At 68.8% G+C, this 24,236-nt stretch carries 18 protein-coding genes; 11 read left to right on the forward strand and 7 right to left on the reverse strand.

Going from position 1 to position 24,236, the window contains the following annotated elements; all coding sequences use genetic code 11:
- Positions 1-21: 21 nt before the first annotated feature.
- Positions 22-1,482, forward strand: a complete 1,461-nt coding sequence (locus R6V09_RS01360) for a peptidoglycan D,D-transpeptidase FtsI family protein (RefSeq protein ID WP_317879450.1) — start codon at positions 22-24, stop codon at positions 1,480-1,482.
- Between the two features lie 34 nt (positions 1,483-1,516).
- On the opposite strand, the gene R6V09_RS01365 is transcribed toward R6V09_RS01360, so the two are convergent.
- Complete coding sequence (locus R6V09_RS01365; RefSeq protein WP_317879451.1) at positions 1,517-2,968, reverse strand: NCS2 family permease; 1,452 nt, start codon at positions 2,966-2,968, stop codon at positions 1,517-1,519.
- Between the two features lie 268 nt (positions 2,969-3,236).
- On the opposite strand from R6V09_RS01365, the gene R6V09_RS01370 reads away from it, so the two are divergent.
- The 4 genes from R6V09_RS01370 (at position 3,237) to R6V09_RS01385 (ending at position 6,786) form a co-directional block, all read left to right on the forward strand.
- The gene (locus R6V09_RS01370) at positions 3,237-3,803 is read left to right on the forward strand and encodes a SigE family RNA polymerase sigma factor (protein WP_317879452.1); all 567 of its coding nucleotides are present in this window, start codon (positions 3,237-3,239) and stop codon (positions 3,801-3,803) included.
- The gene (locus tag R6V09_RS01375) at positions 3,800-4,660 is read left to right on the forward strand and encodes a hypothetical protein (RefSeq protein ID WP_317879453.1); all 861 of its coding nucleotides are present in this window, start codon (positions 3,800-3,802) and stop codon (positions 4,658-4,660) included. Before R6V09_RS01370 ends, R6V09_RS01375 begins: the two co-directional genes overlap by 4 nt.
- A gap of 277 nt (positions 4,661-4,937) precedes the next feature.
- On the forward strand, positions 4,938-6,623 hold the full coding sequence (locus R6V09_RS01380; RefSeq protein ID WP_317879454.1) for a rhamnogalacturonan lyase B N-terminal domain-containing protein: 1,686 nt from the start codon (positions 4,938-4,940) through the stop codon (positions 6,621-6,623).
- 34 nt (positions 6,624-6,657) lie between these two features.
- Positions 6,658-6,786, forward strand: coding sequence for a hypothetical protein (locus R6V09_RS01385; protein WP_317879455.1), 129 nt, complete (start codon positions 6,658-6,660; stop codon positions 6,784-6,786).
- Between the two features lie 331 nt (positions 6,787-7,117).
- Here the strand turns inward: R6V09_RS01385 and R6V09_RS01390 are convergent, their stop codons facing one another.
- The 4 genes from R6V09_RS01390 to R6V09_RS01405 all read right to left on the reverse strand — a co-directional run bounded on the left by R6V09_RS01390 (position 7,118) and on the right by R6V09_RS01405 (position 12,896).
- Positions 7,118-8,068 carry a MerR family transcriptional regulator gene (locus R6V09_RS01390; protein ID WP_317879456.1) on the reverse strand — a complete coding sequence of 317 codons (951 nt, stop codon included), beginning with the start codon at positions 8,066-8,068 and terminating at the stop codon, positions 7,118-7,120.
- 195 nt (positions 8,069-8,263) lie between these two features.
- Positions 8,264-8,740, reverse strand: coding sequence for a hypothetical protein (locus R6V09_RS01395; protein ID WP_317879457.1), 477 nt, complete (start codon positions 8,738-8,740; stop codon positions 8,264-8,266).
- 53 nt (positions 8,741-8,793) lie between these two features.
- On the reverse strand, positions 8,794-11,454 hold the full coding sequence (locus tag R6V09_RS01400) for a WD40/YVTN/BNR-like repeat-containing protein (RefSeq protein WP_317879458.1): 2,661 nt from the start codon (positions 11,452-11,454) through the stop codon (positions 8,794-8,796).
- A gap of 161 nt (positions 11,455-11,615) precedes the next feature.
- Positions 11,616-12,896, reverse strand: coding sequence for an MFS transporter (locus tag R6V09_RS01405; protein WP_317879459.1), 1,281 nt, complete (start codon positions 12,894-12,896; stop codon positions 11,616-11,618).
- Between the two features lie 161 nt (positions 12,897-13,057).
- Between R6V09_RS01405 and R6V09_RS01410 the strand changes: the two genes are divergently transcribed.
- Positions 13,058-13,756, forward strand: coding sequence for an alpha/beta hydrolase (locus R6V09_RS01410; RefSeq protein ID WP_317879460.1), 699 nt, complete (start codon positions 13,058-13,060; stop codon positions 13,754-13,756).
- A gap of 24 nt (positions 13,757-13,780) precedes the next feature.
- The gene (locus R6V09_RS01415) at positions 13,781-14,284 is read left to right on the forward strand and encodes a GNAT family N-acetyltransferase (RefSeq protein WP_317879461.1); all 504 of its coding nucleotides are present in this window, start codon (positions 13,781-13,783) and stop codon (positions 14,282-14,284) included.
- Positions 14,285-14,390: 106 nt separating this feature from the next.
- Here R6V09_RS01415 and R6V09_RS01420 read toward each other — a convergent pair whose 3' ends face one another.
- On the reverse strand, positions 14,391-15,545 hold the full coding sequence (locus R6V09_RS01420) for a right-handed parallel beta-helix repeat-containing protein (RefSeq protein WP_317879462.1): 1,155 nt from the start codon (positions 15,543-15,545) through the stop codon (positions 14,391-14,393).
- Between the two features lie 252 nt (positions 15,546-15,797).
- Between R6V09_RS01420 and R6V09_RS01425 the strand changes: the two genes are divergently transcribed.
- Positions 15,798-18,044, forward strand: a complete 2,247-nt coding sequence (locus R6V09_RS01425) for a family 43 glycosylhydrolase (RefSeq protein ID WP_317879463.1) — start codon at positions 15,798-15,800, stop codon at positions 18,042-18,044.
- Here the strand turns inward: R6V09_RS01425 and R6V09_RS01430 are convergent.
- The gene (locus R6V09_RS01430; protein WP_317879464.1) at positions 18,041-18,832 is read right to left on the reverse strand and encodes an HAD family acid phosphatase; all 792 of its coding nucleotides are present in this window, start codon (positions 18,830-18,832) and stop codon (positions 18,041-18,043) included. The two genes, R6V09_RS01425 and R6V09_RS01430, sit on opposite strands and share 4 nt — an antisense overlap.
- A 201-nt stretch (positions 18,833-19,033) precedes the next feature.
- On the opposite strand from R6V09_RS01430, the gene R6V09_RS01435 reads away from it, so the two are divergent.
- From R6V09_RS01435 to R6V09_RS01445, 3 genes are read left to right on the forward strand one after another with little or no spacing between them, the layout of a single operon-like run.
- On the forward strand, positions 19,034-19,396 hold the full coding sequence (locus R6V09_RS01435; RefSeq protein WP_317879465.1) for a hypothetical protein: 363 nt from the start codon (positions 19,034-19,036) through the stop codon (positions 19,394-19,396).
- Positions 19,380-23,714, forward strand: a complete 4,335-nt coding sequence (locus tag R6V09_RS01440) for an RHS repeat-associated core domain-containing protein (RefSeq protein ID WP_442809947.1) — start codon at positions 19,380-19,382, stop codon at positions 23,712-23,714. The genes R6V09_RS01435 and R6V09_RS01440 overlap by 17 nt, the downstream gene beginning before the upstream one ends.
- Complete coding sequence (locus tag R6V09_RS01445) at positions 23,714-24,181, forward strand: hypothetical protein (protein WP_317879467.1); 468 nt, start codon at positions 23,714-23,716, stop codon at positions 24,179-24,181. Before R6V09_RS01440 ends, R6V09_RS01445 begins: the two co-directional genes overlap by 1 nt.
- The last annotated feature ends 55 nt before the right edge of the window (positions 24,182-24,236 follow it).

A 24,236-nucleotide genomic window follows, 5' to 3' on the forward strand; every position in this document is an offset into this window, starting at 1 on the left:
TCCGCTCGTCCTCCAAGCGGGATGAACAAGACGATCAGGCGCACCTCCGTCTTCGTGCTGCTCCTGGTGCTCGCCCTCCTGGTGCGGGCGACCTGGGTGCAGTTCTACGACGGCCAGGCGCTCGCGGACGACAAGGACAACCGGCGCAACGCGATCGAGACGTACGCGGACCCGCTCGGGAACATCATCGTGGCCGGGAACGCGATCACCGGCTCGACGCGGACGGAGAGCAGCAGCGACCTCGCGTACAAACGCACCTACACGGACGGCAAGCTCTACGCGGCGGTGACGGGCTACGCCTCGCAGAGCTACGCGCCGACGCAGCTGGAGGGGATCTACGCCGACCTCCTCGACGGCACGGACAGCGGCCTGAAGACCGCGATGGACACGGTCACCGGCGAGCGGGCCGCCCCGGGCAACGTGGTCACGACGATCGACCCGGCTGTGCAGAAGGCCGCGTACGCCGCGCTCGGCGACAAGAAGGGCGCCGCGGTCGCGCTCGATCCGACGACCGGCAAGATCCTCGCGGTCGTGTCGACCCCGTCGTACGACCCCTCGTCGCTGACCGACGCGAACACCGCGGCGACGGCCTGGAAGAAGCTCAATGCGGACGCCGACAAGCCGCTGACCAACCGCGCGCTGCGCCAGCCGCTGCCGCCGGGCTCCACGTTCAAGCTGGTCGTGGCCGCGGCGGCCCTGGAGGACGGGCTCTACTCCTCGGTGGACGAGAAGACGACCAGCCCCTCGCCGTACACCCTGCCGGGCACGGTCACCCCGCTGAAGAACGAGAGTTCGTCCGCGCCCTGCACGAACGCCTCGATCCGGGTCGCGCTCCAGTACTCGTGCAACACCGTGTTCGCGAAGATGGCCGTCGACCTCGGGCAGGACAAGGTCAGGGCGATGGCCGAGAAGTTCGGCTTCAACGACGACAAGCTGGACATCCCGGTGCGGGCGTACCCGAGCGTGTACCCGTCGAACATGAACAAGTCGTCCACGGCCCTGACCGGCATCGGCCAGTACGACGTGACCGCCACCCCGCTCCAGATGGCCATGGTGTCGGCCGCTATAGCCAACAACGGCAAGCTGGTCTCCCCGCACATGGTGTCGGAGACCACCGACAGCGGCGGCGATGTGGTCCACAACTACGACGACAGCACAACGACGAAAGAGATCGTCAGCTCGCACACCGCCCAGCAGCTCCAGTCGGCGATGCAGACGGTCATCACCGAGGGCACCGGCACGAACGCCCGGATTGCGGGCGTGACCGTGGGCGGCAAGACGGGCACGGCCCAGCACGGCGAGAACAACGACCAGTCCCCGTACGCCTGGTTCACGTCCTACGGCAAGTCCGACTCGACCGGCAAGGAGGTCGCGGTGGCGGTGGTGGTCGAGCAGTCGGACGCGGCGAGGTCGGAGATCAGCGGCAACGGCCTGGCGGCCCCGGTGGCCAAGGCGATGATGAAAGCAGCACTCAAGAGTTAGCGAGTGGCCCCGGCCGGGTGGCCGGGGCCACCGTTCACTTGACGCCCAGGATCTGCTCCACCGGGTCAATCGCGAAGTACACCAGGAACAACGCCGACACACTCCACAACAGCCAGTTGACCTCCTTCGCCTTGCCGAGCACCGCCTTGATCACGACGTAAGAGATGAAGCCGGCACCAATACCGTCAGTGATCGAGTACGTGAACGGCATCGCGGCGATCGTGAGGAACGCCGGGATCGCGATCTCGTACTTGTCCCAGTCGATGTGCTTGACGTGGGTCATCATCAGGAAGCCGACGGCGATCAGCGCGGGCGCGGCGGCCTGCAGCGGGACGATCGTCAGCAGCGGGGTCAGGAACAGCGCAAGACCGAACAGCCCGCCGGTGATCAGGTTCGAGAAGCCCGTACGTGACCCCTCACCGACGCCCGAAGCCGACTCGATGTACGCGGTGTTGGAGGACGCGGACCCGATACCGCCGGCGACGGCGGCCGCACCGTCGATGAACAGGACGCGACCGATGTTCGGCACCTGACCGTCGTCGTCCAGGAGACCGGCCTCCGCGCTGATACCCACGATCGTGCCCATCGCGTCGAAGAAGTCCGACAGGATCAGCGTGAAGATCAGCAGGATCACGGTGATCGCGCCGGTCTCGCCGAAGGCTCCGAACAGGCTGAAGTGACCGATGAGCCCGAAGTCGGGCGCCTCCACGATCTTGTCCGGGACCTTGGGGGTCATCAGGCCCCAACTCTTGATGTCGGCCGCTGAGTTGATGATGATCGCGAGGACGGTCATCGTCACGATGCTGATCAGGATCGCGCCCTTCACCTTGCGGGCGACCAGCGCGATGGTCAGCAGTACGCCGAGGCAGAAGACGAGGACGGGCCAGCCGGTGAGTCTGCCGACGGCGCCGAGCTGCACGGGGACCGTGGTCTGAGCGACGTCCGGTATACGACTGACGAAGCCGGCGTCGACGAAGCCGATGAACGCGATGAACAGACCGATGCCGACGCCGATGGCCTGCTTGAGCTGTGTCGGGATCGCGTTCATGATCGCCTCGCGCAGCCCGGTGAGGACCAGGACGCAGATCAGGACGCCCTCGATGACGACGAGGCCCATCGCGTCGGGCCAGCTCATCAGCGGCGCCAGCTGGAAGGCGACGACGGCGTTGAGGCCGAGGCCCGCGGCGATGGCGAGGGGCAGGTTGCCACCGACGCCCATGATGACCGTCATCACACAGGCCACCAGGGCGGTGGCGGTGACCAGTTGGCCGGTGTCGAGCGAGTGCCCGAACTTGTCCTTGGCGCTGCCCAGGATGATCGGGTTCAGGACGAGGATGTAGGCCATCGTGAAGAACGTGGCGAAGCCGCCGCGTATCTCACGGCCGAAGGTGGACCCCCGTTCGGAGATCTTGAAGTACCGGTCGACACTGTTCGTCGCCGGTGGTTCGGCACTTGGCCGGTCGGTCACCTTCTGTGACTCGGACATGCGGGTACTCCTCGTGGCTTCAATGATCATCGGTGCGCGGATGCTGGCTGGATTGTTCCCGCGTTGAACCTGTTTCAGGTTTTCCCCGTGTTACGGAATCAGGGTCGACGCGTCAGCCTGTGGTCGACCTGTCAGACGGCGTTCGAAGGCCTGTACCAATCCAGCCAATTGATCACTGCTACGCTTCCGGATCTCGTCAGGGTCACCCCCGAATGATCACGTGTCATCTACATGACACACACAACCACGCAGCGAGGAGAGGTCCGCCGTGGGCACAGTCGTCGACGACGCCGCCTCCGTGGAGTTCCACGCCTTCTTCGAACGCCACTACGCCGAACTTTCGCGCCTCGCCCACCTGTTGACGGGCGAGGCCGACGCCGCCGACGATCTCGCGGCCGACGCGCTGCTCGCGCTCTGGCACCGCTGGGACCGGGTGCGCGCCGCCGACCATCCGGCGGCCTACGCCCGTGGCGTCGTCGCCAATCTGGCCCGCACCCGGATCCGCAGCGCGGTGCGCGAGCGGCGGCGGGTCGCCCTGTTCTGGTCGCAGCGCGAGGAGAAGACCGAGAACCCGGACGTGGCCGGTGTGGTCGACGTCCAAGAGGCCCTGCGCAGGCTGCCGTTCCGCAAGCGGGCCTGTGTGGTGCTGCGGCACGCGTTCGATCTTTCGGAGAAGGACACCGCGCTCGCCCTCGGTGTTTCCGTCGGTACGGTTAAGAGCCAGACGTCGAAGGGCATGGCCGAGTTGCAACGCCTGCTCGGCCCGCAGAGCCCTCCGCTGCGGATGCACGCGGCGATCGCGCGCGGCGGCGAGACCGGAGGGAGGACCCGATGAGGCACCAGGACGTGCACGACGACGAGCTGATCGCCCGGCTGCACGAGGCGGCCGAGGGGCACGAGCCCGACCGTTCCCGCATCCTGGCGCGGCTCGAACGCGGTATGGCCGCACAGTCGCGTCCCGACCACCGGGCCACCCGGCCGCCCGTGTTCGGCTGGGTGCGGGTCGTCAGCGCGACGGCAGCGGTCGCGAGCGTCCTCGCGATCGGCGGCTACGCGGTGGCGTCCGCCGTGAAGGGCAACTCCCCCGCCGAGCAGACGGTGTCCGTCTCGCCGACCCCGACGCCCACGCCGTCACCGGACGCGACGAGCCGCACCCCGGTCAAACCGGTTGCCCCGACGCACGGTTCGGACTCCGGCGACACCTCGCAGAAGTCTCCAAAGGCCGGCGCCTCGCCGACTGCGAAGTCCCCGACCGCGTCCGCCTCCACGCCCGTGCTGCCGCCCGCCTCCGGCACGCAGGACGGCCCGCTGTGGTCGGACGGTTCGATCGACCCGGGCAGCAACGACTTCTGGGCACAGAGCGACGTCACCCTCAAGACGACCAAGCAACTCACCGCGCTCACCGTCCAGTTGAAGGTCAGGCAGACCGGCGGGGTCACCTCCGCGGGCGCCTGGCGCTCGCTGCCCGAGCAGGACTTCACGCAGACGGTGACGGTGCAGGACGGGTTCCTGGTCTACACCTGGGTGCTCAAGGCGGGCCGTACGGTCGCGGTCGGCGAGTGGGTCTTCGCCGGGCAGTACAACCATGACCGCGGCGGCCGGGACGCCAAGGACGACAGCTACTCGGCGGCGGGCACGGCGGCCGGCCAACAGCTGTCCGTGAAGGGCGACTTCGCGGCGCAGAAGTCGTAGCCGTCGGTCGTAGAAAAAATCTCGGACGTACGGCAACCCTTTCTCCGTCGGTGGCGACCAGGAAGCGCAAGGTTCCTCTCGCACGGAGTCACACGGAGCAAGTCGCTTGAGCACGCACAAGAAGCACCTCACCCGCAGACGGGTGCAGGGCCTGTCTGACAATTCCCGTCGTCGCCCGGAGGGCGGCCTCGCGGCGTCAGGTGCGTGCTCTCGGCGTGCCGGGCGTAGACCCTCGTGCTGGACGTACTTGGGTCTGCGCCCGGTGCGGCGAGAGCACGTGCATGGCGTCGCGAGGCAGACGGGAATTGTCAGACAGGCCCTGGGGGCCTCCGCGATCGGTGTCGCCGCCACCGGCGCGGCCGTCGCGGGCGGCACCGGTCTCCTCTCGTCCGCCTGCGCCGCCGCGTTCGGATACACCGACGACGGCTCCAACTACGTGATCACCACGGGCGCTTCGCTCGTGTTCAAGGTCTCCAAGTCGACCGGTGACCTCACGTCCCTGGCCTACAAGGGCAAGGAGTACGAGGGCTACGGCGGCAAGCACTCGCATGTCGAGTCGGGGCTCGGCGCCTCCACGGTCACCATCAGGCAGTCGGGGTCGACGATCCTGGTGAAGGTCGTGCACGGCGCGATCACCCAGTGGTGCGCGGCCCGCAGCGGCGAGAACAACGTCTACCTGTGGACGAACAAGGCCGACGCCTCCTTCACCGCGACCCGCTACATCGTGCTGGTCAAGCCGGGGCTCTTCCCCAACTCCGGTTCGGACGCGTGGGATTCGACCACCGACACGATCATCGAGGCCGGTGACGTCTGGAAGCGTCCCGACGGCACGACCCGCTCCAAGCACTACTCGGGCAAGCGGACCATCGACTACGACCACGTCGGCTTCAGCACCGGCTCGGTCGGCCTGTATCTGGTCCGCTCCAACCACGAGAAGGCGTCGGGCGGCCCCTTCTACCGCTCCCTGCTGCGCCACTCGAACGAGGGCGGGGCGGGACTGTACGAGATCCTGCACTACAACGAGGCTCAGACGGAGCCCGAACGCTTCGGTCTGCAGGGCCCGTTCGTGGTGGCGTTCACCGATGGCGCCACGCCCTCGCCCTCGCTCTTCGCGGCGAACCTCGACACCTCGTGGGCGGACTCGCTCGGCATCACGGGTCGGGTCGGGAAGGCGGGGCGCGGCAAGGTGGCGGGCGTGGGCCTGAAGGGCATGGACGCCAAGTACCCCTACACGGTGGGCTTTTCCAACGCGGACGCGCAGTACTGGGCGAAGGCCGCGGCCGGCACCGGTGCCTTCTCCTGCAAGGGGATGCTGCCGGGGACGTACACGCTGACCGTCTTCAAGGGCGAACTCGCCGTGCACACCGGGTCGGTGGCGGTGACGGCGGGCGGTACGGCGTCCCTGCACACCCTGAGCATCACCGGTGACCCGTCCGCCGCCACCGCGGTGTGGCGGCTCGGCAACTGGGACGGTACGCCAGGGGAGTTCAAGAACGCCGAGCTGATGACGTACGCGCATCCCTCCGACGCCCGCGCCGCGAAGTGGACCGGGAACGTCACGATCGGGAGCGGAAGCGAGGCCGCGTCCTTCCCGGCGTACGTCTGGAAGGACGTCAACAACGGTGTGCTCATCTACTTCAAGCTGACCGCGGCACAGGCCGCCGTAGCGCACACACTGCGGGTCGGGGTGACGACGGCGTACATCAACGCCCGCCCCCAGGTCACCGTGAACGACTGGGTCTCCGCCATCCCCACGCCTCCCACGCAGCCCGCGGCGCGCGATCTCACCACTGGTTCCTACCGTGGAAACAACCACACGTTCGTTTTCAACGTCCCTTCCAGTGCGTGGAGTTCGGACGTCACGAAGTACAACGTGCTGAAGATCAACGTCGTCAGTGGTTCGACGGGCTCGGCCTTCCTCAGCCCGGGCACGTCGTTCGACTGCATTGACCTGCTGACCTGAGCCCCCCTCGGGCAGCAGAGCGACGCCCCCGCCGGTGACGACCGGCGGGGGCGTTGTCCACCTGGTGCAGGAGTTCGAGCCGCTCCAGCCCGTCGTCGGCGGCCGGCTTGCCGGGGGTGACGTCCTTGAGGACCACGTTGCCCACCAACTGTGCGTCAACTGAGCCGGGTTGGGCTTCCAGGACGGCGAACCCGAAACGCTCCCCCGCCGCCCAGTCCCGCTGCTGGGCCCGCACCCACCGTGCCCCGTCAACCTCGTTGTCGACGACGGAAGTCGTCCACTGGCGCAAAGCGGGATCCCGGCCCGCCTCGACCAGCGCGGGAACGTCCGCGATGCGCCAGGGGCCGCAGAACGAGAGTGGGAGCCGCGGACGTCGCGGCCACCTGAAGTACGACGGGAGCGTTCATGAACTGATTGTGTGCAGCGGCGATTTCGCCTTGCCGCCGGTGCGTCCGACCCATGTCACCTTCGTCCCGCGCCTCCCGACCGCCCTGTCATCGCGGTGTCCGGACGCGCAGAGCCTGCACGGACCAGTCGAGCACCGGAGCCAGACTCTCCGGGGCCGGCCAGCCGTTGACCACCGCGAGCAGCTGGAGATACCGCTCCCTGCGTGGGTCGTTCACGCGCTCCAGCCGAGTCGCGAGTCGACGGCGAAGCTCGATCTCGTCGGGGCGGCTGTCGGGGCAGTCGAGGAGGTGCGCGTAGTGCGCGGTGAACGCCGCGACGATCGGATCGGCCTGGGGCGAGGCCGGATCGATACCGGCGGTCAGGGCCGGCCCGGCCTGGTCACGGACGGCTGCGGTGAAGTCGCGGCGCGGGACCGTCGTATTGCTTCGGGCCTGCTCGGCCGCCTGGTCCTCGGCCATCCGCCGCACGGAGGCGCGGAAGTCCGGGTCCAGGGACAGTTCGGCCAACTCCACCCACGCTTGGACCTGTTGCGCATCCGGGTTGTCGGGCAGCTCGGGGGTCATCGAGCGCATGACCCCGGCGAACGCGGGGGTGGCGGCAAGGCCGCCGAAGACGGTGTCGAGGAAATCACCGATCAGACGTCGGCGTTCGTCCTCGGAGAGCTGGGCCAGCCGGTGCATGAGTTCCGTCTCCTCAGGTGTGGACCCGCGCTCGGCCACCGCCGTCAGCACCGCGTGCCGCAGACGCAGGACGCGTATCTGCACCGCCAGCGCTTCGGCGTGCGCCGCGGCGACCTCGGGGAGCGCGAGCTCACGGTCCACGACCTTGCGGATCGTGGAGAGGTCAAGTCCCAGCTCGCGCAGGGTCCTTACGAGGTCCAGGCGTGCGACGGCGTCGACGCCGTACAGGCGGTAGCCGGCCGGGCTGCGGTCGGTCGGCGCCACGATTCCCCGATCGGAGTAGAACCGAACGGTCTTGACCGTGAGCCCGGTCCGCCGAGCGAGTTCACCGATCGAGTAGAGCGCGTCGCCTTCCATGCCGCCCACCTTTACGTCTCCCCCTACTGGAGACTCAAGCCCCTTCGTGAAGGAGTCGGCGGTTCAGGAGGGGGATTCGTCGGCGTCCTCGGGGCATGCTGGTGGTCCTACGCGTGGGCCGGGAGGTGCTGGGATGCGGTGGTGGGCCGGGGCCGGGGGATGGATGGTCGCCGTGGTGGTCGTCCTGGCGGGGTGTCACGCGTCGGAGGGTGGTGGTCCGGTGGGAGGGCCGTCGGAGAGCAGCGGTTCGAAGGGGCCGTCGGCCGGTGCGTCGACGCACACATCGGGAGTGCCGACCGGGGGAAGCCCGTCGGCGTCGGCCACCGGTTCCTCCGCTTCGCCGCGGAGCTGTGCCGCCGGGCGTGCGGAGGTCACCGTCAGCCCTGGTGACGCGGTCGTACGGCGGCTCTGCGTACGGCCCGGGACCGTGGTGTCGCTCGTCCTGCGGCCTCGCACGGACGACAAGCGGTGGACGGCTGCGCGGAGTTCCGCGCCGGTCTTCGTCCTCGCGTCCGGTTGGCGGGTGGACGCGGACGGTACGGCCCACGCCTCGCTGCGGTGTGCGGGGACAAGGGGCGGTACGGCGGATGTCACCGCGTCGGCGAAGGCGCCGGACGTGGCGGGTGCGGCGCGGGTCGCCTTCACCCTGCACATGAGCGTGGTGCCGTACACGACGCAGGGGTGACCCCGGGCAACCCGGGACCACCCCTCCGACTGCCGCCGCGTCAGCGGCAGTCGCGCACGTCGATCGTGTAGATGCCGCGTCCGTGGGTGGCCGCGTACAGCGTCCTGCCGTCCGGGCTCAGCTTCAACTGGAGTACGGCGACTGCCGGGAGGCTGCCGATGCGCTCCCAGGTCGTACGGCCGGGCGCGCGGTAGACGACGCCGAGGTCGGTGGCGACGGCGAGGCCGCCGTTCGGTGTGACGACCGCGGAGTTCGTCGGCACGTCGGGGAGGTTCTTCGAGATGTCCTTCCAGGTGGTGCCGCCGTCGGTGGACTCGAAGACGTGGCCGATCCCGGCGCCGGGGCCTTCGGTCCAGTGCCGGGAGAAGCCGTTGACCGCGAGGTAGACGTGGTCGGCGTTCTTGGGGTCGACGGCGAAGCCGGCGAGGTAGCGGTTGGGTACGGTGCCGTCCGCGCCGGTGGCCGGGAGGGTGATGTCGTGCCAGCCGGTGCCGTCCGCGTTGCCGACGGAGATACCGCGGGCGAAGCCCTGGTTGTTGCAGGGGCCGCACCAGGCCGCGTACACCTTGCCGCCCGAGGCCGCGACGGCGGTCGCGGTGCGTCCGGCGCCGAGGTCGTACACGCTGGTCCACTCGTCGCCGCTGCGGATGGCGTAGCCGTGCGTCTGGACCCAGATGTGACGGCCGCCGGCGATCCAGGTCGAGCTGTTTTTCGCGTCGGCCGTGATCGGGGCGATGAAGCGGGCCTCACCGGTGGCGTTGTCGGCGGGGGCGACGCCGTACGACGTGATCTTGCTGGGGTCGGTGACCCAACTCCCGTCGTTCACCGCACAGTTCTGGGTCACCTGGATCGCCAGGTAGACGTACTCCTCGGCGATGTCGCAGCCGTTGGCCGGGTCGGTGAGGGTGTCGCCGCCGTCGCCGCCGAAGTTGGAGCCCATGACGGTGTCGTTGCTGCGCAGGATCGACTGGCCGTTGTCCTGGAGGCCGCCGGTTACGGAGACGCCGCCGTAGGTGAGGTCCTTGCCGATGCCCACCGAGTAGTACTGGAGGGTGTCGATGGTGCCGTCGTTGAGCGAGGTCCAGTCGGTGGCGTGTCCGGAGGCGTCCTGGGAGCCGTTGAGGGGGCGCTTGTAGACGCCGCCGTCGTTGCCGACGTAGACGAAGCTCTTGCCGTGGTAGCTGCCGATCGCGACGCCGTGCTGGTCGGAGTGGGTGGTCGGGCTGCAGTCGCCCGTCTGCTTGGTGGGGTCGATGCTCCAGCAGGGGAAGCCGAAGTTCCAGTACGGGCCGACCGTGGACCAGTTGGTGCCGCCGTCCTTGGTCTCGTAGACCTCCTCCAGGCCCGCGTACACGTGCTCGGCGTTTGCCGGGTCGACGGTCAGGAACTGGTTGTACCAGGCCTGTACGCCCGGCATGTAGCCGCTGGAGGTGAGCGCGGAGCCGTCGGCGGCCAGGCCCTTGTAGTCGGCGATCTTCGTCCAAGGGCCGGTGGGAGAACCGGACTTGGAGACGTAGATGCCCTCCAGACCGCTGTCCGGATTGGTGTTCAGCTGTTCCGGGGACTGGTCGATGGCGTAGTAGCGGGAGCCGTCTGCGGAGCGGGCGAAGGTGACGTTGCCGACGTTGTCCGCGTCGGCGGGCAGGTCGCCCAGGCCGCTGGTGATCCGCGTCCAGGTGCCGTCCGCGCCCTTGGTGTAGAAGCCGTTGTAGTCGTCACCGCTGCGCCAGCCGACCGCGAGGACGACCTTGCTCGGGTCCTTCGGGTCGATCGCGATGTCGTTGGCGATGTTCTTGTACGCGGCCGAGTCGTCGTTCGCGAGTGAACCGCCCGGCAGATAGGCCGGGTTGGGCGCGAACTCCAGCTTCCAGGCGCCCTTCAGCGTCTTCGTGGAGTGGCTCCACACGCCCTCGCTGGTCGCCGCCCACACCTTGCCGCCGCCGAAGCGCAGTTCGTGGACGGTGGTGGACTCCAGCTCGTCGCCGCCGACCCGGCTGCGGGAGGAGAACGTGCCGTGGCGGGGGTTCGTCAGGACGTAGACGCCGCTGCCGAGGTAGGCGTCGGCGTTGGTCGTCGCCTCGCCGGTGCCCAGCCACAGCCGTCCGGCGCCGTCCAGCGCGAGCGCGCCGGTGGACTGGGCGGGCAACTTGTCGCTGATGGGCTGCCAGTGACCTCCGCCGGTGTGCGAGCGCCATACTCCGCCGCCCGCGCTGCCCGCGTACACGTACCCGTCGTCGTCTGCGGCCATCGCCGCCATCCGGCCGGTGACATTGCCCGAGCCGCCGCTGGAGTTGGAGTCGTAGTCGCGGTAGCGCGAGTCGTCGGAGTTGTACGGCAGGTTCGTGATGTTGCGCCAACTGCCGCCGGTGCTGGGCAGGTTGGCCAGACTCGTCCAGGCGGCGCCGTACGCGCCCGGTGCGACGACGCCGGGTGAGGTGCGGGCCTCGGCGTACTGGTCGGCGCCCTCGGCTATCTCGTCGGCCTCGTTGCCGTCGTCACCGCCGTCGTCGTCGGCCTTCGCCTTGGGGCTGACGGCATCCGCCGACTGCCCTCGTTCGGCGGCGAGTTGAGCGAGTGCGCGGGCCCCGAAGGGGGTGCCGTCCGAGCCGGGCGCGGCGCCGGCGGGTATCGCCACGAGTGCGGCGGATGCGGTGATGGCACAGATCGTGAACCAACGTCTCTTGCGGGTCGGTACTGACACCAGGTCCTCCCGGACGGGAACGGATACAGCCGTCGGGGACGACCCGATCACCGGTGGCGGGAGACGTCCGGCATTTGGACAGCCCTTGACCAGAACCTGTCACTACACATGGCTGGAAGCCGACCGGTTCACCGAGCCTTCGCCGGAGAGCCGGGGTCAGGTCAGAGTGCCGCGGTCCGCGTGCGGGCCATGACCGGCAGCACACCGGCGAGGACCAGGGCGATGCCACCGGAGATCAGCAGCGGAAGGTGGCCGTCGGTGCCCCAGGCGAGCCCGGCCCACACGCCCGCGAGGAGCACGGCGGCGCCGGTGGCGCCCTGGAACAGGCCCTGCGCGGTGCCCTGTTGGTGGTCGGGGACGAGCGTGGAGATCCAGGCCTTGCTCACGCCGTCGGTACAGGCCGCGAAACCGCCGTAGAGCGGCAGCACCACGAACACCGGCCAGGGGCTGTGGATCAGGCCGAGGCCCAGATAGCCGATCGCGAAGAAGAACAGACCGGTGGCGAAGACCAGGGAACGCGGCAACCGGTCGGACAGCGCCCCGGCGGGGTAGGACAGGGCGGCGTAGACGAGGTTGTAGACCGCGTAGGCACCCACCACGCCGGCCGTCGAGAGGCCCAGGTCGTGGGCGCGCAACAGCAGCAGCGCGTCGGGGAAGTTGACCAGGTTGAAGACGAGCAGGATCCCCAGGACACGCCAGTACGGGCGCGGCAGGGATCGCCATGGTGTCCGGACGGCCTTCGTCGCTGTGCCGTCGGCGGTCTTGGGAAAGCGGGGGGTGTTGGCCGACTTGCGGGAGCGGGGGTCGTCGGCTGACTTACGGGAACGGGGACCGCGGGAGCGGGGGTCGCGGACGGCGGCGACCAGTGCGACCGACGCCACGGCGGGGATCACGGCGATCCAGAACAGCGGGCGCAGCCGGTGGTCGAGCGCCTCGTACAGGACCAGCCCCACGAGCGGGCCGACCACCGCGCCGGCGGTGTCGGCGGCCCGGTGCAGACCGAACACCCTGCCGCGCTGCCCTTTCGGGACGCCCTCGACGAGCAGGGCGTCGCGAGGCGCACCGCGCATGCCCTTGCCGAGCCGGTCGGTGACGCGGGCCAGGAGCACCAGCGGCCAGACGGTCGCCAGCGCGATCAGCAGCTTGCCCACCGCGGCCAGACCGTATCCGGCGCCGATCAGGGGCCGACGGTCGAACCGGTCCGCGAGGCGCCCGGCGGCCACCTTGGTGATCGACGCCGCGCCCTCGGCCACTCCTTCGATCGCACCGACCGCGGCGGGCGGGGCGCCCAGCACCACGGTCAGGAAGATCGGCAGGATCGGGTAGAGGAGCTCGCTGGCCGCGTCCTGCAGGAAGGACACCCCGCACAGCACTTTGACGTTGCGGGTCAGCCACGCGGGGCGGGGTCCGGTCGGTCGCGGGGCGCTGCTGGGCTCGGTCACGGGTACAGGATCTCCTGGAAGCGGGCGGCGCCGTGGCGACGTCGGCCGGGGTGAGGCCGTCGCGGCGACCAGCACCGCCACGGTAACGGACACCGATGCCACCGTTCTGCTGTCGGCCAAGACTGTCGCGGCTTCGACGGCATGGGCGACAGGATCGTCACATGCAGCCGATCTTCGTCCTCGTGCACAGTCCGTCCGTAGGTCCCTCGACCTGGCGCCCCGTGGCCGAACACCTGACGGCGGCGGGATACCAGGTGCGGGTGCCGTCCCTGCTGCGCATCGGCGCCGGGGCTCCGCCCTTCTGGCCCCGCGTCGCCAGTGCCGTCCGCGACGAACTCCGGCAGGTCCCGGCCGACAGCCCCGTCACGTTGGTGGCACACAGCAACGCAGGCCTGTTTCTCCCGGCGATTCGCTCAGGCCTCGACCATCCGGTGGCCGGCTCGATCTTCGTCGACGCGGCGCTGCCGGCCCGAACCGGACAAACCCCTGTCGCATCACCCGAGTTGCTGGAATTCCTCCGCCCGATGGCCGTGAACGGCAGGCTGCCGCGCTGGACCGACTGGTGGGACGAGGCAGATGTCGCCCCCATGTTCTCCGATCCTGTCGTGCGACAGAAAGTCATCGAGGAGCAGCCCACCCTGCCGATGTCCTACTACGAGCAGCACATCCCGGTCCCCTACGGCTGGGACGACCATCCCTGCTCCTACCTCCTGTTCGGCCCTCCGTACGACGACATCTCCGCCGAGGCGCGCGAACGCGGCTGGCATGTGGCACACCTGCCCGGCGCACATCTCCATCAGATCGTCGATCCCGCCGGCACGGCCCGGCACCTCGTCGAACTCGCCGGCTGTGGTTCGTGATGATCCGTGGGGCAGAGTGGGGGCGTGAGTACGTACGAGACGATGCCGTTCCACCTTGAGACCGAGCGGCTGACACTGCGGCCGTGGGCCGATTCGGACGCAGCCGACTTCTGCGCCCTCCTCGCCGAACGCGGCAAGGGGACCCCCACGGTTGAGCACATCCGGACGTCCATCGCGGAACTGCTCACCGCGACGGCGACCACGGGGATCGCCCTGTTGCCCATCCAGCGCCGTGCCGAAGGCGACTTCATCGGCTACTGCGGGCTGATCATCGGCCGCTCCACCCTGGAGGAGCCTGAAATCGCGTACGAGCTGTTCCAGCGCGCGCACGGGCGTGGCTACGCCACCGAGGCGGCCGGCGCGGTACTCGACGCCGCTGCCGCGACCGGGCGGAAACGGCTCTGGGCGACCGTCGGCACATGGAACACACCGTCGCTCCGTGTCCTTGAGAAGCTCGGGTTCGAGCGGGATCACGTCTCCATGGAAGACAACGGTGAGGTGGCGTGGCTCACACGCTCGTTGCCGTGACGCGAACAGAGGAGAGGCCCCGGGTCGGCTCGCGCGACCGAGGCCTCTCCGTACGTCAGCTCTGCGCGTCGTCCCCTGAAAAGCGGAACTCGCAGCGAGAGGCACGTCAGTTCATCGTCGCGCCGATCGTCGTAGACCCCGTCGTAAGGAACGTCGTCGTCGGCAGCGTCCCACTCGACGAGCGCGCACCGTACGCCGTAGTCGCGTCCGTCGACTTGAAGGACGGGGTGGCGACGCCGCCGTCCCAGTTGTTCGCCGCAGACACCGTGGACGAACCGAGCTTGTCCAGGCCGCCCTTGTTGCCGACGGCGAGGTTGCGCGCCAGGCGGGACTTGCTCGTGGCGAAGTAGAAGCCGGCCGCCGTGTTGGAGTACGCGGTGTTGCGGTTGAGGACGATCGCGCCGGTGTTGGAGTTCTCGGTGAAGCCGTTGAGGCTGTTGTCCCAGGCCGCGTTGTCGTTGACGACATGGGCGACCGCGACGCCTCCGCCGCCGAGCTTGAAGCCGTTGCCGTTGCCCTCGAACGCGGAGTCGTTCCAGCGGTTCTTGCCGTTGCCGAAGGCCCAGGAGTGCTCGATGGTGACCGGCGAGGAGAACTGCCACAGGTCGAGGCCGTCGTCCGAGTTGTTGTAGAGGCGGGCGCCGGTGACCTTGTTGCCGGTGCCGGAGCCGAACTTGATGGCGATGCCGTCGGCGTTCTGGCCGTGCCCGGCGGCGTCGTAGTTGCCGTAACTGTCCAGGTTCTGCACGAGGTTGTTCGTGGTGCCGTCGCCGCGCAGGGTGAAGCCCGAGTCGCCGTTGTTCGCCGTCACCAGGTTTTTGAAGACGCCGCCTACCGACGACGTGGCTACGAAGCCCTGCGCCGGGGAGTTCTGGAAGGTGAGGTTCTGGACGGTCCAGTAGTCGCCGTAGATTCCGGCCAGCCACTGGCCCGCCGGCAGCTTGGAGCCGTCTATCCTCACCTTCTCCGTGCCGTACGCCTGCAAGGTGATGCGGGCCGAACTGGTGCCGTTCGCCGTGGACTTGAGGGTCGCGGCCGGGGTGTAGGTGCCCGCCCTGACCTGGATGACCGTCCCGGCCGTGGCGTTGGCGACGGCCGACTCCAGCTGGGCGGTGGTGGATACGGTGACCGTCGACGAAGCGGCTTGCGCGCCACCGCTGTTGAGGCCGAGGTAGACGCCGCCCGCCCCTGCGGCGACGGCCACCGCGGCGGCGATCGAGAGGGTGCGGGTCCTGCGGTGGCGTCCGGTGCTCGTACGCACGGCGTTGGTTCCTTTCCTGGATGACGAGGACGAAACGGGCCGGAGGGGCCGCCCCGGCCCGTTTCTGGTTCCTGGTCGCCGCCGCGGCCGGAAAGGGTTGCCGCGCGCACGGGAAAAGGCACCGGAGGAGAAGCGAAAGTTTCGCTCCGCCTCGCCCCACCCGCATCGATTGACGCACCGCACCCCACTGGTGACACTCCGAAGGCAGCACAGTCATTCAACAGAATCCGCCACACCCCCACAGGATGTGCCATGCGCCCCCGCACCGCCCGCACCCTCCTGCTCCCCTTCCTGACCCTCCTCACTCTCCTTCTCGCTCTGCTCGCCGCCCCGCCCAGCACCGCGCATTCAGGAGCACCGCCCGTGACCCACCCCAAGTACGCCGGCTATCTCTTCGCCTACTTCACGGGCGAGGGCGCCGCCGACGGCGAGCAGATCCGCTACGCCCTCAGCCGGGGCAACGACCCGTTGCACTGGCGGGGGTTGAACCAGGGCAAGCCGGTCTTGACCTCGACCATCGGCGAGAAGGGGCTGCGCGACCCGTTCGTGATCCGCTCTCCCAAGGGCGACAAGTTCTATCTCATAGCCACCGACCTGCGCATGTACCAGAACAGCAGCGGCAGTTGGGACGACGTCCAGCGGCACGGCAGCAAGTCGGTGATGATCTGGGAGTCGACCGACCTGGTCCACTGGACCGACCAGCGGCTGGTGAAGGTGGCGCCGGACAACGCGGGCAACACCTGGGCGCCGGAGGCCTATTGGGACGACTCGCTGGGTGAGTACGTCGTCTTCTGGGCGTCGAAGCTGTACGCCGCCGACGACCCCGACCACACTGGCTCGACGTACAACCGCATGATGTACGCGACGACGAAGGACTTCCGCACCTTCAGCGCGCCGAAGGTCTGGGACGACCCGGGCTACTCCGTCATTGACTCGACTGTCGTGAAGTACAAGGACACTTACTACCGCTATACCAAGGACGAGCGCGACCCGTCCTCCAGCTCCCCCTGCTCGAAGTTCATCACCGGCGAGAAGTCGACCTCGCTGACCTCCACGTCGTACGACTTCGTCTCCGAGTGCATCGGCAGCGGTGCGATCGAGCGGGGCGAGGGCCCGACGGTGTTCAAGTCCAACACCGAGAAGAAGTGGTACCTGTTCGTCGACGAGTACGGCCTGCGCGGCTACGTCCCCTTCGAGACCACCGACCTCGACTCCGGCAGGTGGACCCCGTCCACGGACTACCAGCTCCCGGCAAGTCCCCGGCACGGCACGGTACTTCCGGTGACGCAGGCGGAGTACGACCGGCTGCTGGCCGCGTATCCGGCGACCCCGACGTCGGTCGTGGACGCGACGGCGCAGGGGCAGAAGGGGTACGCGATCGTCACGGAGACCTCGGCGAAGGTCGTGCTGCCGATGCAATCGGATGTGGATCTGCGGCACTTGGCGCCGGCGCTGGCCGTGGGCGCGGGCGCGAGTGTCAACCCGCCGTCCGGCAGCCGACGCGACTTCCGCACACCACAGCAGTACACGGTCACCGCCGCGGACGGGACGAGCCGGACCTGGACGGTGGAGGCGGTGCCGCTGCGAAGTCCCGTGCTGCCGGGGCTGACCGCCGACCCGGACGTGCACTATCTCGACGGCCAGTACTGGATCTATCCGACGAGCGACGGCTACGCGGGCTGGAGCGGGACGAGCTTCAAGGCGTACTCCTCAAGGGACTTGGTCCACTGGCGGGACCACGGAGTGATCCTCGACCTGGGACCCGACGTCTCCTGGGCGGACAAGAACGCGTGGGCGCCGGCGATCGCGGAGCGCGAGGGGAAGTACTACTTCTACTTCTGCGCCGAGCAGCAGATCGGGGTCGCGGTGGCGGACTCCCCCGCGGGCCCCTTCAAGGACGCGCTCGGCAAACCCCTTGTGGCGAAGGGCGGTTCACTGAGCGGCCAGATGATCGACCCGGCCGTCTTCACGGACGACGACGGGCAGTCGTATCTCTACTGGGGCAACGGGCACGCGTATGTCGTGCCGTTGAACGACGACATGACGTCGTACGACGCGGCGAAGGTGAAGGACATCACGGCGGGCGACTTCCGTGAGGGGTCCTTCGTGGTGAAGCGCAAAGGGACTTACTACTTCATGTGGTCCGAGGACGACACCCGCAGCGAGAACTACCACGTGGCCTACGCGACGGGGCCGTCCCCGCTCGGTCCGTGGACCGAGCGGGGCACGATCCTGTCCAAGAACCCCGAGTACGGCATCCTGGGCACCGGCCACCACTCCGTGGTGAACGCCCCGGGGACCGACGACTGGTACGTCGTGTATCACCGGTTCGCCCTGAACGGGCCAGGAAAGCCTGGTGGGGACGGCACGCACCGGGAGACCACGATCGACCGTCTGCGGTTCGCGGCGGACGGGACGATCCGGCCGGTGGTGCCCACCCTCGGGTCGATCAGCCCCGTACGGACGACCCGTACGGACTGGACGACCCCTACGGACTAGCTGACGAAGTACGTCGGGTTCGGGATCTTGTACGTCTTGTCGGCGTAGCCCCCGTCGAGGTCCGAGTACTGGTCGCCGAAGTTGGCGATGATGTTGTACCCGAGGTCCTCGATGTGCTTCCTGGTGCCGGACTTGTACTGCACGGTGGTGCAGGTCCAGGTGCCCGGAGTGGCGCAAGCGCTCAGGTAGGACGGCGGGTTGTCCGCGTCCTTCAGGAACATGTGGTCGGCGTCGAGGTTGACGTCGGCGCCGACCTTCTTCAGGTTGTCGACCGCGTAAGTACGCTGCGACTCCTTCAGACCCGAGTTGTAGAAGACCGTGACGCCCTTGGACGCGGCGTACTTGACCAGCTCGGGGGTGCCGAAGACCTCCGGGCGGTTGGCCTGGGCGACATAGGCGGCCCAAGTGGCCGAGCTGTAGCCGTAGTTGTTCTTCTTCTCGTAGTCCAGGCTGAGCAGCAGCGTGTCGTCGATGTCGAAGACGACCGCGGGCTTGGCGCCCTTGTGGTGCTTGTGGACGGCTTCGTCGATGTACTTCTTGGCGGACGCGTCGATGCGCGCCAGGTCCTTGGCGTAGGGGCTGGTCGCCGAGGCCTGGTAGACGCCGTTGGTGTCGAGCGTCGTGCCGTAGTAGGTGTCGATGTCCTTCGTCAACAGGCCTATGTTGTACGGCTCGTGGGTCGAGTTGGCCGTCGACTGGCCGGCCGTGGCGACGCCCGTGCCGTAGAGGGCTGCACCGGCGACGACGCAGGCGGCGCCGACGGCAGCCGCTCTGAGGGACTTCCGCATGGAATCTCCGGATCTGGTTGTTTGGGTGATGCACCAGGTCAGGGACTGTCTACGCGCATCACACCGCGGAGGCGAGGACCTTTATCCGATCGATACATAACCCACAGGCCGGGGAATTACCCCGTCATGGGGCGTACTTGACCCTCCCTTGGTGGGCTTCTCCTAGGGTCGTGGCTGCGACTGCGAACGGGGGAACGCACGATGGGTGACGGAAAGGACCCGGCCAAGGTCCTCGACATCAAGACGGCCGACCTGAAGCGGACGGCACCGGACTTCCAGACGGCCGCCGTTGATCTGGGCAAGGCACTGACCGCGCTCGTGAAGTCTCTCGACGGGCTGGGCGAGCCGTGGGGGAACGACAAGCAGGGCAAGGAGTTCGGGGACTCCTACAAGCCGCTGCAGAAGAAGATCGAGGGCGCGGCGGGCACGCTGGTCCTCGGGCTGACCAGCATTCACGAGGCGATGGTCGACCTGGCGGACGGCCATGTGGACAACGACGAGTTGATCGCCGGCATGTTCACCGAAGTGAAGGTCACCAAGACGGACGGTGCCGGTGAGCGTTGAGGACGAGGCCCGGAAAATCCTGCTCGACCTCGGCATGTGGTGGCCGGAGGCCGACTCCGGGAAGCTGCGGTCGGCGGCGACGGCCTGGCGCACCTTCGCGGGCGCCGTCGACGATCTGCGCGCGCCGGTGCAGCGGAGCGCGTCGTCGATCATCCACAACAACACGGGTGAGTCGATCGAGGCGTTCGGGAAGTTCTGGGGCCGGTACGCCAAGAACGCAGAGGGAAACGACAGCGGCTGGCTGAAGGACCTGGCCGACTCCGGGCGTGAAATGGCCACCGCGCTCGACAAGTTCGCCGACGCGATCGACGACGCCATCAACAAGCTCTGGACGCAGATCGGCATCGACGCGGCCGTCATCGCGGGCGGGGTGGCGCTGGCCTTCTTCACCGCGGGCCTTGCCTCCGGCGCGGCGGTCGCGGCGGCCGACCTGGTCATCGAGTTCGGCGCCGGGCTGGGTGTCGCGGTCTCCACGACGATCGCCGAGATCGCCGGGGGCACCCTGGTCGCCGCCGCGTTCGGCGGTATCGAGTCGGTGACCGTCGATCTGGCCGTGGCGCAGCCGCTGAAGATGGCGACCGGACTGCAGCAGGGCTTCAGCCTCGACGAGGTCAACCAGGCCGCCAAGGACGGCATGCTCTACGGCGGCGCGCTGGGCGCCGGCGGCGGGGTCGTCAAGGCGGGCATCGAGGGCGCGTTCAGCGATACGACACCCGTGTTCCTGCGGCCCGCGTCGCTCCGCCCCGACCTGGTCGAACTCGGCCCGGCCGCACGCGCCGCCGACCGTACGCCCTGCGTCGGCGAGCCGATCGACGTGGCGACCGGCGCGATGCTGATGACCGCGACGGACCTGACGCTGCCGGGCGCGCTCCCCCTGGAGTTCACGCGCACCCACCTCTCCTCCTACCGCGGCGGTGTCCGCTTCGGTCCGACGTGGATCTCCACCCTCGACGAATGCCTCCAAATCGACGGTGAGGGCGTGGTGTTCGCGGCGGCGGACGGCATGCGCCTGGTGTACCCGGTGCCGGAGCCGGGCGTCCCGACGATGCCGGTGAAGGGTGTGCGCTGGCCCCTGGAGTGGGACGGCAAGCCGGACAGCGCGATGACCGTCACCGACCCGGCGACCGGTGTGGTCCGCACGTTCGGCGCCCCGGTCCCCTCCCCCACCTTCGGCGTCTTCCATCTGGCGCTGGACTCCTGGAGCGACCGCAACGGCAACCGCGCCGACGTCGAACGCGACGACGAGGGCGTGCCGTTCGGCATCCGCCACTCCGGCGGCCACTACGTCGCCGTCGACACGACCGGCCCCCGCATCACCGCGTTGCGCCTGCTCGACGAACCCCCGTCGCGCTACGGCCCCGAGGGCCCGGTGGGCGAGGGCACGGTCGTGCTGCGCTACGGCTACGACGGTGCAGGCAATCTCACCGAGGTCGTCGACTCCAGCGGGGAAGCACTGCGGTTCGCGTACGACGAGCAGGGCCGGATGACCAAGTGGACGGACCGAAACGGCACTTGGTTCTGCTACGTCTACGACGAGCGCGGCCGGGTCGTCCGCACCGAGGGCGTCGACGGCATCCTGTCCGGCACGCTGGCCTACGACGACTCGGCGCGCACGACGACGTACACGGACTCGCAGGGCCGCGTCTCCACCCACCGGCACAACGCGGAGGGCCTGGTCGAGGAGGAGACCGATCCGCTGGGCAATGTCACCCGCACGCGGTGGGACGAGTACGGTTCCCGCCCCGTCACGGTGACGGACCCGCTGGGGCACACGACCCGGTACGAGTACGACGACGCCGGCAATCTCACCGAACTCGCCCTGCCCGACGGGGCGTTGACGCGGGCTGCCTACAACGCGCTCGGTCTGCCGACGGAGGTCGTGGAACCGGGCGGGGCGGTGTGGCGGCACACGTACGACGAGCGGGGCAACCTGCTGACGACTCTCGATCCGACAGGTGCCGAGACCGGTTACGCCTACGACTCGCGCGGCTGCCCGACGGCGCTCACCGACGCGCTCGGCCATACCCGCACGATGGCGTACGACGCGGCCGGTCTGCCGGTGTCCCTGACGGACGAGTCGGGCCACACGACGTCGATCCGCCGCGACTCCTTCGGCCGGATCATCGCGGTGACCGACCCCTTGGGCCATACGACCCGCATGGGCTGGACCCCGGAGGGCAAACCGTCCTGGCGTGAACTGCCCGGCGGGGCAAGGGAGTCGTGGACGTGGGACGCGGAGGGCAACCTGAGTGTCCACACGGACGCCGCGGGCAATGTCACGCACCACTCCTCCACCCATTTCGACGTGCCCGCCGCACGGATCGACCCGGACGGGGCGCGGTACGAGTTCGCGTACGACACGGAGTTGCGGCTTACGGGAGTGACCAATCCGCAGGGGCGGACGTGGTCGTACACGTACGACGAGGCCGGACGGCTGGCCGCGGAGACGGACTTCAACGGGCGGACGCTGACGTACGCGCACGACGAGGCGGGACGGCTGAGCCGTCGTACGAACGGCGCCGGGGAGACGCTGCGTCTCACCCGCGACGAGGCCGGACGCGTGGCTTCGCAGCACGCCGACTCGGGCGAGGTCACCACGTTCGCCTACGGCCCGGACGGCAGGCTGGCCCGCGCGGCCAACGGCGAGGCCGATGTCGTACTGGAGCGCGACGCGCTGGGCCGGGTGCTGGCGGAGGCGGTCAACGGGCGGCGCACCACGCACACTTACGACGCGCTCGGGCGCCGCGTCCGGCGGGTGACACCGTCGGGTCTGGCCTCGGACTGGTCCTACGACCCGGTCGGCCGCCCGCTCGGCCTGCGCACACCGGCGGGCGCGCTGGACTTCTCCCACGACGCGGCGGGCCGCGAGGTCGAACGCCGCATCGGTACCGAGGTGACGCTGACGCAGAGTTGGAGTGCGCGGGGTCAGCTCACCGGGCAGTCCCTGGCCGCCGCGTCGCGAGCGGCCGGTGTCGAAGGGCTGCTGCAGCACCGCACCTACGCCCACCGTGCCGACGGGTACATCACCGAGATCCGTGAACTCACCTCCGGCACCCGCCACTTCGCCCTCGACACCATGGGCCGGGTCACGGGCGTACGCGCCCACGGCTGGACCGAGACCTATGCCTACGACACGGCGGGCAACGTGGTGAGCGCGAGCGCGCCCGGCCAACCGGCCCCCGAGCCGCACGACATCGACGGCACCCTCGTCCGCTCGGCGGGCCGCGACACGTACGAACACGACGCGCAGGGCCGCCTGGTGCGCAGGACCCACCGGCTGCTCAACGGCCAGAGCCGTACGTGGACCTACACCTGGAACACCGAGGGCCGACTGACCGAGGCGGGCACCCCGGACGGCGGCCAATGGCGGTACGCCTACGACCCGTTCGGCCGCCGTGTGTCCAAGTACCGGGTGGCGGAGGACGGTTCGGCCGCCGAGCGCACCGAGTTCGCGTGGGACGGCACCTGCCTGGCCGAACAGACCGGCCCCGACGGCCTGGTCACCACCTGGGACTACGAACCCGGAACACCACGCCCGGTGGCCCAGACCCTGCACGAGCCGTCGGCCGCGCTCCCCAACTCGTCCTTCCTCGCCCGGCTGGCGGAGGAGACGCACCCCGCGCGGACGGCCCGTTTCCACGCCGTGATCACGGACACCGTCGGCACCCCCATGGAACTGGTCTCCGCGACCGGGGACCTGGTCTGGCAGCACCGCACCACCCTGTGGGGCACGGGCCTCCCGCCACTCGGGGACGACGCCGCCGCGGTCGACTGCCCGCTGCGCTTCCCGGGGCAGTACGCCGACCCCGAGACCGGGCTGCACTACAACCTGCACCGCTACTACGACCCCGGGACCGCCCGTTACATCAGTCCGGACCCGCTGGGCCTGGAGCCGGCGAGCAATCACCACAGCTATGTGCACGCCCCGCTCACCTGGGTCGACCCGCTCGGCCTTTCTCCGTGCAATTACGGCACGGACGACCTGTATTCGAGCGCCACCACGATCAATAAGGGCCAACTGTCCCCGGCGGGCCGGGCCCTGCAGAAACACGGCGACCCGAGCCCCGGAAACCTGGCCAAACGAGGTCAGGCACATGTCGACATGTACAATTTCGGCAAGGTCACCAATAGCGAACGGACCGAGATCGCCAACGAAATGATCCAGGACATCCTGACGGATCCGAACGTGGTGGAGAAAGTGAACACGTCAGCCCCGGCCCAATACGGTGGCGTCACCAGGGATTTCCGGGTCCCGGGCGGCTGGGGTGCCCGATGGAGCTGGCGCGGAGGTCAGCTCACCTTCGAAGGGTTCCTGTAATGGCAGGGCAGCACGAGAGCGAACCGACGTACCGGGCACAGGACTTCGTCGCCGACGGATCCCTGCGCGACGTATGCGTACTCGACACCGCGCTCGACGACTGGCAGCACATGTTCGACGGACTGCGGACACTGCCGGGACGGCATGTCCTCACCTGGACACTCGCCGACACGACGGAAACCGGTATTCCCGAGGCCTCCGCCGTGTGGTCGAAACTCCAGGACGACCCCGAGGAATCGGCGAGCCTGGCGATCGAGATCGACGGAATATGGTTCACCTCCTACTTCTTCGAGATCGAGGAGATCGAGTTCACCTTCGATCCGTCCGACGTGGTGGACCAGGAAACCTTCGCACCGGTCCGCGATTTCGTGAAATGGCTGGGGAATTCGACGGGCCGGGAGGTCATCGTCACCATGGAGGGAAACGACCACGCCTCCATGCCCGCGCTGCTGCGCTGGACATCCTGACGAATGACGAATGTGGGCCCGGTCCCGAATTCCCGAACCGGGCCCACAGAGCAGG

This window comes from Streptomyces sp. W16 (assembly GCF_033194735.1).
Classification (GTDB): domain Bacteria; phylum Actinomycetota; class Actinomycetes; order Streptomycetales; family Streptomycetaceae; genus Streptomyces.

What these genes read in the sequence shown, in the direction of transcription:
- R6V09_RS01375 (WP_317879453.1), top strand. Translation starts at nt 3,800, where the DNA reads ATGAGGCACCAGGACGTGCACGACGACGAGCTGATCGCCCGGCTGCAC.
- R6V09_RS01390 (WP_317879456.1), bottom strand. Translation starts at nt 8,068, where the DNA reads ATGGAAGGCGACGCGCTCTACTCGATCGGTGAACTCGCTCGGCGGACC.
- R6V09_RS01410 (WP_317879460.1), top strand. Translation starts at nt 13,058, where the DNA reads ATGCAGCCGATCTTCGTCCTCGTGCACAGTCCGTCCGTAGGTCCCTCG.
- R6V09_RS01365 (WP_317879451.1), bottom strand. Translation starts at nt 2,968, where the DNA reads ATGTCCGAGTCACAGAAGGTGACCGACCGGCCAAGTGCCGAACCACCG.
- R6V09_RS01435 (WP_317879465.1), top strand. Translation starts at nt 19,034, where the DNA reads ATGGGTGACGGAAAGGACCCGGCCAAGGTCCTCGACATCAAGACGGCC.
- R6V09_RS01360 (WP_317879450.1), top strand. Translation starts at nt 22, where the DNA reads ATGAACAAGACGATCAGGCGCACCTCCGTCTTCGTGCTGCTCCTGGTG.
- R6V09_RS01430 (WP_317879464.1), bottom strand. Translation starts at nt 18,832, where the DNA reads ATGCGGAAGTCCCTCAGAGCGGCTGCCGTCGGCGCCGCCTGCGTCGTC.
- R6V09_RS01445 (WP_317879467.1), top strand. Translation starts at nt 23,714, where the DNA reads ATGGCAGGGCAGCACGAGAGCGAACCGACGTACCGGGCACAGGACTTC.
- R6V09_RS01425 (WP_317879463.1), top strand. Translation starts at nt 15,798, where the DNA reads ATGCGCCCCCGCACCGCCCGCACCCTCCTGCTCCCCTTCCTGACCCTC.